Source organism: Pectobacterium brasiliense (assembly GCF_013449685.1).
Lineage (GTDB): Bacteria > Pseudomonadota > Gammaproteobacteria > Enterobacterales > Enterobacteriaceae > Pectobacterium > Pectobacterium brasiliense_A.
Genome location: NZ_JACDSF010000060.1, coordinates 1 through 16940 on the forward strand (window position 1 = coordinate 1; position 16940 = coordinate 16940).

Here is a 16940-nt window from a genome sequence, read left to right on the forward strand (position 1 = left end):
TCTACCCATTATCACCGCTCGACAGGTGATAATGGATGCCGCTGTTATTAATCGCGATTAACGACCCGCTTTTAGTTGCTGGAAGTAGGTTTCATACAGCGTGCTGGCGCTGCCAACGTCGTTCTGCCATTCGCCTTTCGCGATGGTTTCATCATCCGGGTACAGCGTTTTGTCCCCTGACACTTCCGGTGGCAGTAACTTTTTCGCCGCCAGGTTCGGCGTTGGATAACCGATCGTTTCCGCAACCTGTGCCGCGACTTCCGGGCGTAGCAGGAAGTCGATCAGCTTCATCGCACCGTCAACGTTTTTGGCATTGGCAGGAATCGCCAGACTGTCCATCCAGAAGATGCCGCCTTCTTTGGGCCAGATGACATCCAGCGGAGTACCGGCCTGACGCGCCACGTAGGCAGAACCATTCCACACCATACCTAGATTGACTTCACCTTCGATGAACGGGTTGCCGGGGTTGTCTGAGTTGAACGTCAGCACGTTCGGCATCAGAGCTTGCAGTGCTTTATAGGCCGCTTCAATCTCTTTAGGATCGGTGGTATTTGCGGAGTAACCCAGTTTACGCAGAGCGATTTGGAACACCTCACGTGCGTCATCGGTCAGCAGCAGGCTGTTTTTGTACTTTGTATTCCACAGATCGGCCCAACTGGTGACGCTGGCGGGGTCAATCATTTCATGATTAATACCAATCGCCGTGGCGCCCCAGATATAGGGAATGGAGTAGTCGTTGTTCGGATCGAAAGATTTGTGCAGCAGATTCGGATCGAGATTATGGAAGTTGCTGAGCTTGCTGGTATCAATCTTTTGCAGCATGCCTTCTTTGCTCATCTTAGAGATGAAATACGTTGAAGGCACGACCAAATCGTAGGCACCATCCTTATAGGTCTTCAACTTGGCATACATACTCTCGTTGGATTCATAGGTGGAGTAAATCACCTTGATGCCCGTTTCTTTCGTGAACTGTTCCAATAGGCCCGGCGGCACGTATTCGGTCCAGTTATAGAAATAGAGTGTTTTGCTGTCGCTGGCATTGGCGGTGCTAATGCCGAACGCCATCGCGCAGGCTGCCAGTAGGTGTGGCCACTTTTTCATTATGTTTACCTCCTTACGAGTCCCAAAGGAAATACCCGCCTGGAATAGCTTCTTACAAGCAGATATGAAAAAAACGATATTCATCGTGCTTGCTGCCACCTTATTTTCCGGTGCGGTCGCGTAAAATCAGCTGGCTACTGAGCACCAGCACCAGCGACAGAATGAGCAAAATCGTTGCCAGTGCGTTGACTTCCGGGGAAACGCCGACCTTCACCATCGAGTAAATCTTCAACGGCAGAACCTCATACGCAGGCTCGGTGACAAACGAGGACACCACCACGTCATCCATCGACAGCGTAAAGCTGAGCAGCCAACTGGCGGCTACTGCCGGCATGGCCAGCGGCAGAATGATTTTGCGTAGAATAATCACTTCGCTGGCACCTAAATCGCGTGCGGCTTCCAACATTCGCACGTCAAAGCCTTTCAGGCGCGAATAGACGGTCACTACCACAAACGGCAGGCAGAACGTGATATGGGAAAACAGCAGTGACCAGAACCCGAGCGAGATGCCCAGCAGCATAAAGAGCACCAGCAGCGAAATCGCCATCACGATATCTGGCGACATCATCACCACGAACAGCATGCCGCTGACAAAAGGTTTACCGCGAAAGCGGTAGCGATACAGTGCCACCGCCGTCAGGGAGCCAATCAACGTGGCGAACGTCGCCGAGAAAACGGCCATCGTCAATGAGTGCTGCGCGGCCTGGAGCAGGCTGTCGTTGTTGATCAGCAGACGATACCAGTCCAGCGTAAATCCCTGCCAGTTGATGCCGAAACGCGCCTGATTAAATGAATTCACGATCAGAATGATGATCGGGATGTACAGGTAAGCGTAAATGATGGACATAAATCCACCGCGGATTAAGCGTCCGGTCATTCCAGCTCTCCCTTTTTATTCAGCAGGCGGGCCGTGCGGTAGTAGATAAACAGCAGCACGCCCATGACCAGCGTCAGGCAGATGCTGGTGGCCGCACCAAACGGCCAGTCGCGGATATTAAGGAACTGGCTTTTAATGACGTTACCGATCAGCAAATTCTTAGCGCCGCCCATCAGATCGGCAACGAAGAACAATCCCATGGCAGGCAGCAACACCAGCAGGCAGCCAGCAATAATCCCCGGCATGGTCAGCGGGATCACCACGCGAATGAAGGTTTGCCATTTATTGGCCCCCAGATCGCGGGCGGCCTCAAGGTAGGATTTATCGAGCTTCTCAATGCTGGAGTAGAGTGGTAGCACCATGAACGGCAGCAGGATATAAATCAGGCCGAGAATCACCGCTTCGGAGGTATACATAATCCGCAGCGGCGTATCGATAAGACCCGTCCAGAGCAGAAATTCATTCAGATGGCCGCGAGTACTCAGAAAGATTTTCAGCCCGTAAATGCGGATCAGCGAGTTGGTCCAAAACGGTACAATCAGCAGAAACAGCATCAGTGGCTGAATTTTTTTCGGTAAGCGCGCCAGAATAAACGCAAACGGATAGCCCAGCAGCAGACAGCAGAGCGTGGCGATAACCGCCATGTTCAGCGAATGCAGCAGCACAGAGGCATAAAGTGGATCGGCCAGTCGCGTATAGTTTTCCAGCGTAAAGACCAGGCTGACGAAATGGGTGTCATCGCGCGTCAGAAAACTGGTTCCGATAATCATCAGGTTGGGCAGGAAAACAAACATCACCAGCCAGGCAACGATGAGTGTGATAATGATATTTTGAAAGCGTTTACGCGACGTCTTCATCGTTCAGGACTACCTCCCAACTTTCCACCCAAGTGACGTCTACTTTCTGGTTGAGTGAATGGTCGAAGTCGGGATCGTCTTCGTTAAAGAACTCGCTGACCATGACCATCTTGCCGTTTTCCAGCTCAATGTTGGATTCCAGCGTCATGCCTTTATAGTTGCGCTCGCGCACGTAGCCCACCATGCCTTCCGCCTGCATACCGTCGCCCAGCTCTTCGACGCGTAAATCTTCCGGCCGCAGCAGTACGTTGAGGTGTTGGCCGACGCTGACCGGAAAGCTGACGGTGATAACGCATTCATGGCCTTCGACCTGAGCGCGTACCCGCTGTTCGTCCAACTGCTCTAGCACCACGGCATCAAAGATATTGATTTCACCGATAAAGCTGGCGACGAACAGATTTTTCGGCTCTTCGTAGATTTCACGCGGCGTGCCGTCTTGCTCAATGCGTCCATCGCGCATCACGACGATGCGGTCAGACAGGGTCAGTGCTTCTTCCTGATCGTGCGTGACGAAAATAAAGGTAATGCCCAGCTTACGTTGCAGTGCCTTCAGTTCGTTCTGCATCTGCTTACGCAGCTTATAATCGAGCGCGGACAGGGATTCATCCAGCAACAGAACCTTCGGCTGATTGACGACGGCGCGGGCGATGGCAACGCGTTGCTGCTGGCCGCCGGACAACTGGTGTGGGCGACGCTGTGCCAGTTCCTCCAACTGCACCATTTTCAGTGCGTCAATCACGCGTGGCGTAATCTCTGCGGCAGGCGTTTTCTGCATGCGCAGGCCGAATGCCACGTTCTCAAACACGCTGAGGTGAGGAAACAGGGCGTAACTTTGAAATACGGTATTGACGTGCCGTTGCTCGGCGGGCTGATGGGTGATGTCTTGCTTTTCCAGCATGACGTTGCCGCTATCGACCGTTTCCAGACCGGCAATCAGACGTAGTACGGTGGTTTTGCCGCAGCCGGATGGCCCGAGGATCGTCAGAAACTCACCGTTATTAATGGTGAGATTAAAATGTGAAATGATGTCTTTGCCATCAAAGCCTTTATGGACGTTGAGCAATTCAACGACCGGCACAGTCAGGGAGTTTTCTTTCATTAAGGTCTAGCTCTATGTCCTGATTTGGCCGATTAACGGTATGTCCGTTGCGATCGTACCAAGGGTTATCACCTTTCAGCCAGCGTGCGCAGTTAAGGGCGGCATTTTACGGGAAATGCTGCCTGACGCCAACTTGTGTGACCCCCACTTACTGCCGCTTGATGGCGATTAAGCTAATGAATGAAGGCGTATGTTTCCTTATTGTTACCTGATTTGGGCATTCTTCGTGACGCGACCGCCGCTTTTTGGCCTGACCTCTGGTCTGGCAGTGTGTTAAATCGGGAAAAAACTGACCTGACGCAATATCTACCGAGGTAGCCCTATCCATAATGCCTTTCAGGGTTCAGCGGACATAAATAAGATGGATAAATTACTCGACAGATTTTTGAATTACGTTTCGTTCGATACACAGTCTAAATCCGGCGTTCGGCAGGTGCCGAGCACCGACGGTCAGTTGAAACTGGCGCGTGCGTTGCAGCAGGAACTGCTCGAACTAGGATTTGAGCAAGTTGTACTGAGCAAGCAGGGCTGCCTGATGGCGACGCTTCCGGCAAACGTTGCCTGGCCCGTTCCGGCTATCGGCTTTATTTCGCATATGGATACGTCACCGGATTTTAGCGGCAAGAATGTGAATCCGCAGATTCTAGAAAACTACCGCGGTGGTGATATTGCTCTGGGCATGGGGGATGAAGTGCTGTCACCCGTGATGTTCCCAGTGCTGCACCAGCTACTGGGACACACGCTGATTACGACCGATGGCAAAACGTTGCTGGGCGCGGATGATAAAGCGGGGATCGCGGAAATTATGACCGCGCTGGTGCGTTTGAAGACAAGCCAGCTACCGCACGGCGATATTCGTATTGCCTTTACGCCTGATGAAGAAATTGGCAAGGGCGCGCAGTTTTTTGATGTCAAAGCGTTTAACGCACAGTGGGCCTATACCGTAGACGGCGGCGGTGTCGGCGAGTTGGAGTATGAGAATTTTAATGCCGCCTCGGTTCAGGTGAAAATCGTAGGCAACAATGTGCATCCCGGCAGCGCCAAAGGCGTGATGGTGAATGCGCTGACGTTGGCTTCTCGCTATCACCAGCAGGTGCCAGAGAGTCAATCACCGGAGCAGACGGATGGCTATCAAGGGTTCTATCATCTCCACAGCATGAAAGGCTCTGTGGAGCGCGCAGATTTGCATTACATCGTCCGGGATTTTGACCGCAACGGCTTTGAACAGCGTAAACAGACGATGCTGGATATTGCGGAAAAGGTTGGTGCGGGGTTGCACCCTGATTGCTACATTGAAGTCACGATTACCGATACCTACTACAATATGCGTGAGCAGGTTGAGCAGCATCCGCACATTATTGCGCTGGCGCAGCAGGCGATGCGGGATTGCGACATTGAGCCGAATATGAAGCCGATTCGCGGCGGTACCGACGGTGCACACCTGTCATTTCAAGGGCTGCCGTGCCCGAATCTGTTTACCGGCGGCTACAACTATCATGGCAAACATGAATTTGTCACGCTGGAAGGCATGGAAAAGGCGGTGTCTGTGATTATGCGCATTGCCGAACTGACGGCGCTGCGCGCGAAGCCGTAAGTGTTTCCATTTTGCAGAGACGAATAAGGCGGGACATTCCCGCCTTATCTTTGTACTAGCCCGTATCCAAGATGGGTCTTAATCCGCGAAGTACCAGTAACCGCTGTTAATCAGAACGGTGAGCTGTGCGAGGAAAGAGGGATCTTCCAGCGCGTCGCCCAGCAGTTCTGCACCAATAGCAGGATGCTCAGCCAGCGCAAACAGCGCCGCCTTGTGCGTACTGTTCACTTTTTCCCCGTTAACGAAGCAGCTATCGCCAACGCAGATGACCCGCAGGCCGCCTAAACGACGCAGTGGCTCACCCTGTTGCAGATATTCATACACTTCGCCTGCTTGATAAGGTGGCTCCGGTGGTGAGAGATCGAGCTCGTGACGGGACTGGGAAATAAATTCGCCAAACCAGTTCTGGAAATGCTCCGGCTGCTGAACCAGCTCCAGCATCATTTTTTGCAGCGCATCCAGCTCTTGCGGCAGTACGCTGGCGATATGATCGCGGGATGGAACATCAGGGTCGCTGTAGCGATAGCTGCCGAGTTCACGGGAAAGGACATAATCCGCAAAGCCGCTGACCAGCTCGCGAGCATTCGGCGCACGGAAACCCACCGAGTAGTTCAGCGAGTTTTCCAGCGAATAGCCTTCGTGCGGGAAACCCGGTGGGATATAGATGATGTCGCCCGGTTCCAGCTCTTCATCAATAATGGCGTCAAACGGATCGACCTGAAGCAGATCAGGATGCGGACAGTGCTGCTTCATCGGTATTTTTTCACCGATGCGCCAGCGGCGACGCCCCGTTCCCTGAATGATGAAAACATCATACTGATCCAGATGTGGCCCTACGCCACCGCCGGGAACGGAAAATGAAATCATCAAATCATCGGTGCGCCAGTCCGGCAGTTGTCGAAAGGGCTGCATCAAGGCAGAAGAGGGCTCATGCCAGTGATCGACGGCCTGTACCAACAGCGACCAGTTACTTTCCCCCAGATGATCGTAGCTCTCGAAGGGACCGTGGCTGACCTGCCAGCGTCCGTTCTGATGGCTGACCAGACGGCTATCTACCTCGTTTTCTAACGCCAGTCCGGCGAGTTCGTCGGGTGAAATCGGGTCGATAAAATGCGTGAAACCGCCTTTAATCAGGAGCGGACGTTTTTGCCAGTAGTTCGCTAAAAAATCCTGCCAGTCGAGATTGAGCTGATAGTCCATACTGTTTTCCAGAAACTTGTTTTTTTGAGGAAATGACTGTTCTTGAAGATATGATTTTCCGTGAAATAATCAGTATTTTAAAACAATCAGTATTTTGGCGATAAATATATACTCTAAATAATTCGAGTTTNNAATCACTTACTTAAGTAAGTGATTCGGGTGAGTGAACGTAGCCAACGTACATGCAACTTGAAGTATGACGAGTATAGCGGAAGCATCGCGTGCTGTACTGCCTTTCACCCCTCATTCTGGCTCAGGTTCTGGCGGGAGAAAATGGCTTCGACTCGGGCACCGCCCAGTGCGCTGTCGCTGATGAGGATCTCACCCTGATACTGTTCGATAATTTCGACCGCAACGGCAAGGCCGATACCTTGTCCGGGGCGCATACGGTCGGCGCGCTGCCCACGCAGGAAAATCATTTCGCGCTTGCTTTCGTGGATGCCGGGGCCATCGTCATCAACAATCAGATGTAACTTGTGATCGGAGTATTGCACGCTAATTTCGACAAATTCCAGACAGTACTTACAGGCGTTATCAAGAATATTGCCCAGTACTTCCATGAAATCATTTTTCTCACCGACGAAGGTCAGCTCGGGTGGAATATCGAGCGTCAACACCACGCCCTTGCGCTGATACACCTTATTTAACGCGGAACACAGGCCATCCAGCAGTGCTGGAACCGAATGTACTTCACGTATCAGCAGATTATGTTCAGAGCGCACGCTGGCCCGATGCAGGTAATAGCCAATCTGCTGCGAGATGCGGCTGATCTGCGACAGCATAATAGGTTCAGCCTGATCGATAGTGATTTCTTTGCCGGTTCGCAACGCACGTAACGTGGTCTGTAAAACCGCCAGCGGTGTTTTCAAACTGTGGGTAAGGTCAGTCAGCGTTGTACGGTACTTGTGGTAGCGCTGACGTTCGTTATTCAGCAGGATATTCAGGTTTTTCACCAGACTGAACAACTCGCGCGGCGGATTTTCGTCCAACTGATCGCGTGTGCCTTTTTCCAGCTCGGCGATCTGTTTTACCAGATGCTGAATAGGGCGCAGACTCCAGTGAGCGCCTAGCCAAAGCAGGGGAAGCACCAGCAGAAGGTTGGCGATCAACACATAGCTGAACCATTCCCACACCACGTCTTCCTGCTGGAGTTCCTGCGGGATGCGGTCAACCACGACAATGGTGATGGAAGGGAGATGTTCGGTCTTGGGGTAAACGTTCACGGCAATGGAGTGCGTTAACGCATTGCTGTGCGCCCCGTTCAGCGCCCGCAGGCTGCTCAGCAGTAAGGTATTGCCCGTTAATACCGCGCTGCTGGTATCGGTGTCGGTATCCAGCTCGTGATAGGCCGTCTTGCTTAGCCATTCTGGATTGATTAGCGCTTCCAGCTCGGGAACGTGTTTTTCGCGCCAGAGCATGTTGCCATGTTCGTCGTATATCAACACCAGCGTCGGGAAATTGATATCGACGTCGGGTGGCGTGACGATATTCAGTTGGTTATCGCGCCACTGCGCAAGGCTGTAGTAGAGGTTACTTTCGCCGCGCAGCAAACGGAATGAGGTTTTATCAAAGTTGACGCTGTAACCGATAATGGCGACAACGCCATAGGCGAGCGACAGCGCCAGTACGATAGCCGCTGTCGCGAGTAAAAAACGAATACGAAGCGAGAAGGGCAGCTTCTTATCGCTCATGCTGAGCCTGAAGGGGTATCATCAATATCAAAGCGATATCCTTGTCCGCGCACGGTGGTGATCACATCCGGCGCTTCTGCCTGCTGAATTTTCTTGCGTAGCCGTCCCATCAATACGTCGATGGTGTGACTTTCCCGCAGTTCTGCATCGGGGTACAGCTGCAACATCAGCGACTCTTTGCTGACGACTTTGCCTTTATTGCGAATCAACGTCTCGATAATCGTGTATTCAAACGCGGTGAGCTTGATCGGGCTGCTGTGGATCATCATTTCGCGGCGCGATAAGTCGATCTCAAAGGGCGGCAGACTGATGACTTGCGATGCCAGCCCGCTGTTGCGTCGCATCAGCGCCTGCAAGCGCGCCACGACTTCTTCCATATGGAACGGCTTGGTTACGTAGTCATCCGCACCTGCCCCTAGCACCGCAACTTTGTCCTGCCAGCCTTCACGGGCGGTCAGCACCAGAATCGGGAGCTTTACCTGATGGGCACGCCAGCGACGGATCATGCTCATGCCGTCTTCATCGGGTAGCCCGAGGTCGACAATGGCGATATCCGGCATATTTTCATGCAGAAAATAATCCGCTTCTTTGGCGTCAGACGCCGCGTCAACCTGATGCCCCATTTCGTTCATCTGAACGGTTAAATGGTGGCGCAATAATACATTATCTTCAACGACCAGAATTCGCATCGCTATATCCTCTGTCGAATAGATAGGGGGCATATTTATTAACATACCTTGATGTGCCCTATCTTTCATGTATGTCGCTTCCGCGTATCAACATTATACGCAGAGAACGTTATTTATTTTATTTGTTAAATTATCCACAGGGAGAATAAACCGGGCATAAACAGGCTGGAAATGGTTGGTGTTATGGAAAACTGGCGGGCAGAGCGCCCGCCAGAGAGGTCACGTTGGGTTTGAGAACGGTTATTTCAGGTCATCAACCATTGCGATAGCGCGGCCGATATAGTTGGCTGGTGTCATCGCCTTCAGGCGCGTTTTTTCCGCTTCTGGCAACGCCAGGCCATCGATAAATTCCTGAATACCGGCAGCATCAACACGTTTGCCGCGCGTCAGCTCTTTCAGCTTCTCGTATGGCTTTTCAATGCCGTAGCGACGCATCACGGTTTGGATTGGCTCTGCCAAGACTTCCCAGTTGTGATCCAGTTCGTCAGCCAGACGATCGCGGTTCACTTCCAGCTTGCTGATGCCTTTCATCGTGGCCTGATACGCAATCAGTGCATAGCCCACGCCGACGCCCAGATTACGCAGCACGGTAGAGTCAGTGAGGTCACGCTGCCAACGGGAAACCGGCAACTTGCTAGCCAGATGCCCCAGAACAGCATTCGCCAGACCCAGGTTGCCTTCCGAGTTTTCGAAGTCAATCGGGTTAACTTTATGCGGCATAGTGGAGGAACCGATTTCGCCAGCAATAGTCTTCTGCTTGAAGTGATTCAGGGCAATGTAGCCCCAAATGTCACGGTCAAAGTCGATCAAAATCGTGTTGAAACGCGCGATGCAGTCAAACAGCTCGGCGATGTAATCGTGCGGTTCGATCTGCGTGGTGTACGGGTTCCAGTTGATACCCAGTGAGGTAACAAAACTTTCGCTGAACTGGTGCCAATCCACTTCCGGGTAGGCTGCCAGATGGGCGTTATAGTTACCGACAGCACCATTAATCTTGCCCAGAATCTCAACCTGTTGCAGCTGACGATACTGGCGGTCCATACGGTAAGCTACGTTAGCAAACTCTTTACCGATAGTGGACGGCGTAGCGGGCTGGCCGTGTGTCCGGGAAAGCAGCGGGATATCACGGTATTCCTGTGCCAGCGTTTTCAGTGCATCAATGATTTGACGCCAGTGTGGCAGGATGACATCGCGGCGAGCGGTATCCAGCATCAGCGCATGAGACAGGTTGTTGATGTCTTCTGAAGTACAAGCGAAATGGATGAATTCGTTGACGGCGTGCAGCGCCGGAATAGCGGCAACTTTCTCTTTCAGGAAGTACTCAACGGCTTTCACGTCGTGGTTGGTTGTACGCTCGATGGTTTTAATGCGCGCGGCATCTTCTTCACTGAATTCGGCGACAATTTTATCAAGGAAAGCGTTTGCGTCAGCGTCAAATGCAGGAACTTCCTGGATCTCTGCACAGGCTGCCAGTTTTTGCAGCCAACGTACTTCAACCTGCACACGGAATTTCAGCAAACCGAATTCGCTGAAAATAGTGCGCAACGTGCTGACTTTATCGCCGTAGCGTCCATCAATAGGGGAAACGGCGGTCAGTGAGGATAATTCCATCGCAAGCAACTCCTGAGATTGGTTTCAATAACGATTGATTTCAATAAGAACGGCGAATTTCAATAACAACAAGCCGTTTCAATAATAGCAACTGGTTTAGTGACGCTGGCGTTAATCACACCAACGTCAGGCATAGCAGCAAGAATACCATCAAACGGCTGGGCAACGCGCCAATATCTGTTTCGCTTCTTTGACCAACTGGCCGCGTGAAAACATTAACTGCAAGCGCCCGCCGCCAATTTGCTGCCAGAGCACCGCAGAACGTATTCCGGCCAGCAGTGCAGCGCGCACTTTCGCCTGCACCTGGCTGTTTTTCAGCACTTCTGGTGAACCGGTAACCTGAATACGCGGCCCCAGCGTGCTGATGACATCCACGTAAATCGCCGCCAACGCGCTCACTATCGTTTCGGAGAGCAGATCAAAATGCTCCAGTTGGCGCTCCAACTGCCCGATGCGTTTGCCCAATTCGTCAAGCGCGGCGGACTTCGCATTCAGTTTACGCTCTAACGCAATCAGGCTGAAAGCGTAGCGTGAGAGTTCCGCGCCCGCGCCTTTGTTGCTGCTGGTATTCAGAATCCCTAACAGCGTTTCCAGCCCAACTTTCAGATTTTGCTCGTCATTGCCGTAAACGGCCAACGTGGACGCCGGATTGAGATTCAACACGCTGTTCAGCGAGGTATGCAGCACATCGTTATTACAGCTACCGGTATGGGCCAGTTGCTGGACTACATACGCCGATTGGCAAATACCCGCTAGCGCCAGCGTAATTTCATAATAGTTCTTAGCCACGGTTACTCCTGTAAGCGTTCTTCAATGATACCGCCGCCAAGGCAAACGTCGTCCAGATAAAAGACGGCGGATTGGCCCGGAGTCACGGCTGCGACAGGCTCATCAAAACGCACAGTAATGCGATCGTCGCCCAGTGGCGTGACGGTGCAGGGGATATCCGCCTGACGATAACGGGTTTTCACCGTACAACGTAATTCAGCGGTGAGCGGCTGACGATCGACCCAGTGTAACTGTTGTGCGATTAAACCGTACGACATGAGGCGAGGGTGTTCGTGACCCTGCGCGACATACAGAATATTGTTGGCGACATCTTTATCTACCACGTACCAAGGGTCTTCGCCGCCGTCTTTGACGCCGCCAATACCCAGACCTTTGCGCTGCCCCAGCGTGTGGTACATCAGCCCTTGATGCTGGCCCATCGGTTTGTTGTCATCGACGGACAGAATCGGACCCGGCTGTGCGGGCAGGTAGCGCGCCAGAAAATCGGTAAATTTGCGCTCACCGATGAAGCAAATACCAGTCGAGTCTTTTTTCTTCGCGGTTGCCAGTTCCAGCTCTTCGGCAATTTTACGTACCTGCGGTTTTTCCAGCTCGCCGACCGGGAACAGGCTCTGTGCGATCTGCTCGTGGCTCAGCGTATAAAGAAAATAGCTCTGGTCTTTGTTGCCGTCCATGCCGCGCAGCAAACGGCTCTTGCCGTCAACGTCGTGACGACGGACATAGTGGCCTGTCGCGATGTAGTCTGCCCCGAGATCTTCGGCGGCGAATTCCAGGAAGGCTTTGAATTTTATTTCTTTATTGCACAGGATATCGGGGTTAGGGGTACGGCCCGCTTTGTATTCTTCAAGGAAGAGTTCAAACACGTTGTCCCAATATTCAGCGGCAAAGTTGACGGTATGTAATTCGATACCCAGCTTGTCGCAAACGGCCTGTGCATCGGCAAGATCGGTGGCCGCTGAGCAATACTCTGTGTCGTCATCCTCTTCCCAGTTCTTCATGAACAGGCCTTCAACATGATAGCCCTGTTGCTGTAACAGGTAAGCGGAAACGGAGGAATCAACACCGCCGGACATACCGACAATCACTTTTTTCTGGCTGTTATCTGACATGGAAGTCTCACGAACGGAAATTTACTGACGCATTGATGCGAAAAACAAGCGGCATATTTTAGCATGTTGAACTGAGGGCTGCATCGCTATTCCTGCCGTGCGGTGGTTAAGTCCGTTCACGGCAGTAATAGCAAGATGCCTAAAATGGCCAATTGAACGCGCCCAATACGGTTAACGGATAGCGTTCTTGCTGCTGATAGCAGCGAATACTTTCGGCCACCAGTGGTGAACGAAGCTGGCGCGAATGCAGAATTTCCTCGGCGGTCAGCCAGCGGCAGCATTCGATATCGCTGTCGTGCGGCTGGGTGTCGGCCCGCGCAGGCAGATCGAGCGCGAAGCAAAAGCGTAAAAACGGCGTGTTGTCGGGAGCGATCCACTGGTGCAGACGCAAGAAACTCTGCGGTGTGGCCTGAATGCCCGTTTCTTCCCACAGCTCACGGCTTGCAGCCTGAATCAGCGTCTCGTTGGCTTCCAGATGGCCCGCAGGCTGGTTCCACAATAATTTATCGTTAATTAACTCTTCGACGACCAGAAAATGGTTTTCGGCCTGTACCACACAGGCGACTGTCACATGGGGTTTAAACATCCATTATCTCCTTCCATTCTCCGGGTAACAGGTTTTCTATGGTCTGATTGGCCATGCCGTATCGAATCAGACGCAAGGTAGGATACCCGATAGTTGCCGTCATACGACGGACTTGCCGATTACGGCCTTCATGTAGCGTGATTTTTAACCAGCAGTCGGGAATGCTTTTACGCTCACGGATAGGGGGATTACGCGGCCACAACCAACTGGGTTCCGGTACGATCTCCGCACCGGCGGGCAGTGTTTTGCCGTCATTCAGATCTAAACCTGTACGAAAGCGCGTCAGTGCGTCGTCGTCAGGAATACCCTCGACCTGAACATAGTAAATTTTGGCCGTTTTTTGCGTCGGTTGGGTTAGTCGAGCCTGAAGTTTGCCGTCATTGGTGAGAATCATCAGGCCTTCGCTGTCGCGATCCAGACGCCCCGCGGCATAAATACCGCTAATCGGAATATAGTCTTTCAGCGTGCGGCGCCCGGCTTCATCAGTGAATTGTGGCAAGACATCGAAGGGTTTATTGAACAAAACGATGCGGCGCGGCGCGTTGTCATGCTGCCTTTTTCTTGCCGGCTGTGAGCTGAATCGTTTAACTTTGTGATTTTTAACAGAGAATTTATTCATCATCTTTATAGTCGCGGATAACAAAAGCATTATACTCAAATGGTTTGCGATTGGCGCGGGCTAAATATTCAAGTAGTATTGACACGCATCTTACAAGTCATTAACAAAATTGCGCTCGAAGGAGAGGTTAATGGAAAGCAAAGTAGTGGTACCGACAGAAGGTCAGAAAATCACGGTTGACGCTCAAGGCAAACTGGTTGTTCCAAACAATCCGGTCATTCCGTTTATCGAAGGCGACGGCATCGGTATCGATGTCACGCCAGCCATGATTAACGTCGTTGACGCCGCCGTGAAGAAAGCCTATCAGGGCAAGCGCGCGATTTCTTGGATGGAAATCTATACGGGTGAAAAATCCACGCAAGTCTACGGTAAAGATGTCTGGCTGCCGGAAGAAACACTGGATTTGATCCGTGAATACCGTGTGGCAATTAAGGGCCCGCTGACAACACCAGTCGGTGGTGGTATTCGTTCTCTGAACGTTGCACTGCGCCAACAGTTGGATCTGTATGTTTGCCTGCGTCCGGTACGCTACTACGAAGGTACACCTAGCCCGGTTAAACAGCCTGAACTGACCGACATGGTGATCTTCCGCGAAAACGCCGAAGACATCTATGCAGGTATCGAGTGGAAAGCGGGCTCTGCTGAAGCAGACAAAGTGATCAAATTCCTGCGTGAAGAAATGGGCGTTAGCAAAATCCGTTTCCCTGAGCAGTGCGGTATCGGCATCAAGCCGTGTTCCGAAGAAGGCACCAAACGTTTGGTTCGCGCAGCTATCGAATACGCGATCACCAACGACCGTGATTCCGTCACGCTGGTGCACAAAGGCAACATCATGAAATTCACCGAAGGCGCGTTCAAAGACTGGGGATACCAGTTGGCGCGTGAAGAATTCGGCGGTGAGCTGATCGATGGCGGCCCATGGGTGAAAATCAAGAACCCGAATACCGGCAAAGAGATCGTGGTAAAAGACGTGATCGCCGATGCATTCCTGCAACAAATCCTGCTGCGTCCTGCTGAATACGATGTCATCGCCTGTATGAACCTGAACGGTGACTACATTTCTGATGCCCTGGCTGCACAGGTTGGCGGTATCGGTATTGCTCCGGGTGCGAACATCGGTGACGAATGTGCACTGTTTGAAGCCACGCACGGTACTGCACCGAAATATGCGGGTCAGGACAAAGTGAACCCAGGTTCCGTTATTCTGTCTGCTGAAATGATGCTGCGTCACCTGCAATGGTTCGAAGCGGCTGACCTGATTGTTAAGGGCGTTGAGGGTGCTATCAAGAACAAGACCGTGACTTACGATTTCGAACGTCTGATGGAAGGCGCTAAGCTGCGTAAATGTAGCGAGTTTGCGCAAGACATCATCGACAATATGTAATCTGCTATTCAGCACAGATGAAAATCGGGGGCCAATTTGGCCCCTTTTTCTTTACGAATGACCAATGTTCTGTGCATTGGAGATGAGGCGGAAATACATGTGTTCGGGAATCGGGCTGTCCCAGCCGCCGATGTACATCGCAAAACCGATCATGCCGAAAAGGATGCCAAGCACCAGTAGCGTCATCGTGATACCGGACAATGCAGTTTGTCGCCATAGCGGTTTGGTTGTTTCGCTGCTTTTTTCCTGTGTACCCGAGGGTGTCGTCAGTGAGAAATGAAGCGTTGATGATACAGGGCAGGATTCGACGCAGGTCATACAGGCCGTGCATTCCGCGGTTCTCACCTGAATCAACTTATCCACCGGAATGTTAGACGGGCAGGCTTTGGCGCACTTGCCGCAATCGATACAGCTGGTGGCGTTACGGCGAATCTTGAAGGGCGACAGCAGAGAAAATACCCCCAAAAGTGCACCGTAGGGACAAAGGTAGCGGCACCAAAAATGGCGGACGAACAGGCTGACAAACGTAAAAAGAAAAACGCAGACTAACGTGATGGTGCCAATATTGCGGAAGAAGCCGAGCATTTTGACGTCGGCGATCAAACCATAGGGCGACATCAGGAACATATAAATGCCCTGTGCTGGCATTGATAAGGCGATATAGAGGAAAAAGCCTAATAGCAAATATTTCAGGCTACGCAGTGGAATATCCAGCCACTTAGGAAGAATGAAGTGGCGGCCAAATATTTTTTTCCCCACAACTCCGACCCACTCGGAAATTGTGCCGATAGGGCACAGCCAGGAGCAGAACGATTTCTTCAGCAACAGGCTGGTGAGGACAAATGCGATAAGTAATAGCATTGACGCAAGGTGGATAGGGGGGAAATTACCCGTTTCCCACGTGAATTTCACGTTCATCAATCCGGCAATTGGCAGCCAACCTTCTATGCCGCCTGGCCTCGACATATAAAGGCTCGTGCCGCCAGTTTCAAAGTAGCGTACCCAAAAATAGAAGGTGATACCGATATAAACGTTGATCGCCAATAGCAGAATCTGTGTTGCTCTGCGCCAGGTTAGGGCGTTGCGCCAGTCATTCCAGGGAAGTTTACCGCCAGTGGTTCCGGGGCGGCGTTGCCACCGCTTTCTTGCTTTCTCACTCATTGCTCTCAATTGCCCCCATTTATTTTTTTCACTCGGCGCTTTCAATCCACCGAAGGGATCGTGGGGCAACGTTATCACGCTCGGAATGGTCAAAAATTGATTTGTGCATTGTAAATGCATGTTTGTGGTTTTTTTAGCTGATTGATTTGAATAAGAAGAGAGGTAAAGTGCAGAAGGGCAATTTTTTCTAAGAGCAAAATGAGAGATATAAAAAAGAATGGATACGCAAACGTACCCATTATATTAATTACCACACGGTATTATCTTTGAATATCTCTGTCATGTTTCAAACTACGTGTGTGGACCTGCGCCAGCGTATAGAAATACCTTGCTACATTTGCATAATTCTCATGACTTAGGTTATTTTTTATTAAAAGAAAAATTATAGCTGTTATTAAATGATCTATTCTATTGTTTTTTTAATTATCACCTGGGTTTTTAATTCATGGCTTTTGTATTATGCCTGAGTGTGCTGTTTTGCCTGTAGTTCCTCTTTTCGCATTGTTCTGACAATTTTATAAACCCATTGCAGCGAGACATTATATTTTCGGTAATGACTCTAATTGGTTGAAT

At 51.4% G+C, this 16940-nt stretch carries 15 protein-coding genes and 1 pseudogene; 2 read left to right on the forward strand and 14 right to left on the reverse strand.

The window, feature by feature from the left end; translation table 11 throughout:
- Nucleotides 1-57: 57 nt before the first annotated feature.
- The 4 genes from potD to potA all read right to left on the reverse strand — a co-directional run bounded on the left by potD (nucleotide 58) and on the right by potA (nucleotide 3934).
- On the reverse strand, nucleotides 58-1101 hold the full coding sequence (gene potD / locus H0248_RS19275) for a spermidine/putrescine ABC transporter substrate-binding protein PotD (RefSeq protein ID WP_180787137.1): 1044 nt from the start codon (nucleotides 1099-1101) through the stop codon (nucleotides 58-60).
- Between the two features lie 100 nt (nucleotides 1102-1201).
- On the reverse strand, nucleotides 1202-1978 hold the full coding sequence (gene potC / locus H0248_RS19280) for a spermidine/putrescine ABC transporter permease PotC (protein WP_180787138.1): 777 nt from the start codon (nucleotides 1976-1978) through the stop codon (nucleotides 1202-1204).
- Nucleotides 1975-2835 (reverse strand): spermidine/putrescine ABC transporter permease PotB, encoded by an 861-nt coding sequence (potB, locus tag H0248_RS19285; protein ID WP_180787139.1) that lies wholly within the window; start codon nucleotides 2833-2835, stop codon nucleotides 1975-1977. Before potB ends, potC begins: the two co-directional genes overlap by 4 nt.
- Entirely contained in the window at nucleotides 2819-3934 is a 1116-nt protein-coding gene (potA, locus tag H0248_RS19290) for a spermidine/putrescine ABC transporter ATP-binding protein PotA (RefSeq protein WP_180787140.1), read from the reverse strand. The genes potB and potA overlap by 17 nt, the downstream gene beginning before the upstream one ends.
- Before the next feature lie 361 nt (nucleotides 3935-4295).
- On the opposite strand from potA, the gene pepT reads away from it, so the two are divergent.
- Nucleotides 4296-5528: a peptidase T gene (gene pepT / locus H0248_RS19295; RefSeq protein ID WP_180787141.1), complete on the forward strand. Its 1233-nt coding sequence runs from the start codon at nucleotides 4296-4298 to the stop codon at nucleotides 5526-5528.
- 78 nt (nucleotides 5529-5606) lie between these two features.
- On the opposite strand, the gene H0248_RS19300 is transcribed toward pepT, so the two are convergent.
- The 8 genes from H0248_RS19300 to rluE all read right to left on the reverse strand — a co-directional run bounded on the left by H0248_RS19300 (nucleotide 5607) and on the right by rluE (nucleotide 13822).
- Nucleotides 5607-6728 (reverse strand): ribosomal protein uL16 3-hydroxylase, encoded by a 1122-nt coding sequence (locus H0248_RS19300; protein WP_039519315.1) that lies wholly within the window; start codon nucleotides 6726-6728, stop codon nucleotides 5607-5609.
- Nucleotides 6729-6964: 236 nt separating this feature from the next.
- On the reverse strand, nucleotides 6965-8419 hold the full coding sequence (gene phoQ, locus H0248_RS19305; RefSeq protein WP_010275763.1) for a two-component system sensor histidine kinase PhoQ: 1455 nt from the start codon (nucleotides 8417-8419) through the stop codon (nucleotides 6965-6967).
- Nucleotides 8416-9108 carry a two-component system response regulator PhoP gene (phoP, locus tag H0248_RS19310; RefSeq protein WP_180787142.1) on the reverse strand — a complete coding sequence of 231 codons (693 nt, stop codon included), beginning with the start codon at nucleotides 9106-9108 and terminating at the stop codon, nucleotides 8416-8418. The genes phoQ and phoP overlap by 4 nt, the downstream gene beginning before the upstream one ends.
- Nucleotides 9109-9348: 240 nt before the next feature.
- The gene (gene purB, locus H0248_RS19315; protein ID WP_010275755.1) at nucleotides 9349-10719 is read right to left on the reverse strand and encodes an adenylosuccinate lyase; all 1371 of its coding nucleotides are present in this window, start codon (nucleotides 10717-10719) and stop codon (nucleotides 9349-9351) included.
- Nucleotides 10720-10869: 150 nt separating this feature from the next.
- Nucleotides 10870-11508, reverse strand: a complete 639-nt coding sequence (gene hflD, locus H0248_RS19320) for a high frequency lysogenization protein HflD (protein ID WP_180787143.1) — start codon at nucleotides 11506-11508, stop codon at nucleotides 10870-10872.
- A 2-nt stretch (nucleotides 11509-11510) separates the two neighbouring features.
- Nucleotides 11511-12617 (reverse strand): tRNA 2-thiouridine(34) synthase MnmA, encoded by a 1107-nt coding sequence (gene mnmA / locus H0248_RS19325; RefSeq protein WP_010275749.1) that lies wholly within the window; start codon nucleotides 12615-12617, stop codon nucleotides 11511-11513.
- 139 nt (nucleotides 12618-12756) lie between these two features.
- Complete coding sequence (locus tag H0248_RS19330) at nucleotides 12757-13203, reverse strand: NUDIX hydrolase (protein WP_180787144.1); 447 nt, start codon at nucleotides 13201-13203, stop codon at nucleotides 12757-12759.
- Nucleotides 13196-13822 (reverse strand): 23S rRNA pseudouridine(2457) synthase RluE, encoded by a 627-nt coding sequence (gene rluE, locus H0248_RS19335; protein ID WP_180787147.1) that lies wholly within the window; start codon nucleotides 13820-13822, stop codon nucleotides 13196-13198. The genes H0248_RS19330 and rluE overlap by 8 nt, the downstream gene beginning before the upstream one ends.
- Nucleotides 13823-13952: 130 nt before the next feature.
- On the opposite strand from rluE, the gene icd reads away from it, so the two are divergent.
- The gene (gene icd / locus H0248_RS19340; RefSeq protein WP_180787145.1) at nucleotides 13953-15206 is read left to right on the forward strand and encodes an NADP-dependent isocitrate dehydrogenase; all 1254 of its coding nucleotides are present in this window, start codon (nucleotides 13953-13955) and stop codon (nucleotides 15204-15206) included.
- A 51-nt stretch (nucleotides 15207-15257) separates the two neighbouring features.
- On the opposite strand, the gene H0248_RS19345 is transcribed toward icd, so the two are convergent.
- Complete coding sequence (locus H0248_RS19345; RefSeq protein WP_180787146.1) at nucleotides 15258-16367, reverse strand: 4Fe-4S binding protein; 1110 nt, start codon at nucleotides 16365-16367, stop codon at nucleotides 15258-15260.
- 457 nt (nucleotides 16368-16824) lie between these two features.
- Nucleotides 16825-16905: pseudogene (locus tag H0248_RS19350) on the reverse strand (Mor transcription activator family protein); the annotation flags it as partial.
- Between the last annotated feature and the right edge of the window lie 35 nt (nucleotides 16906-16940).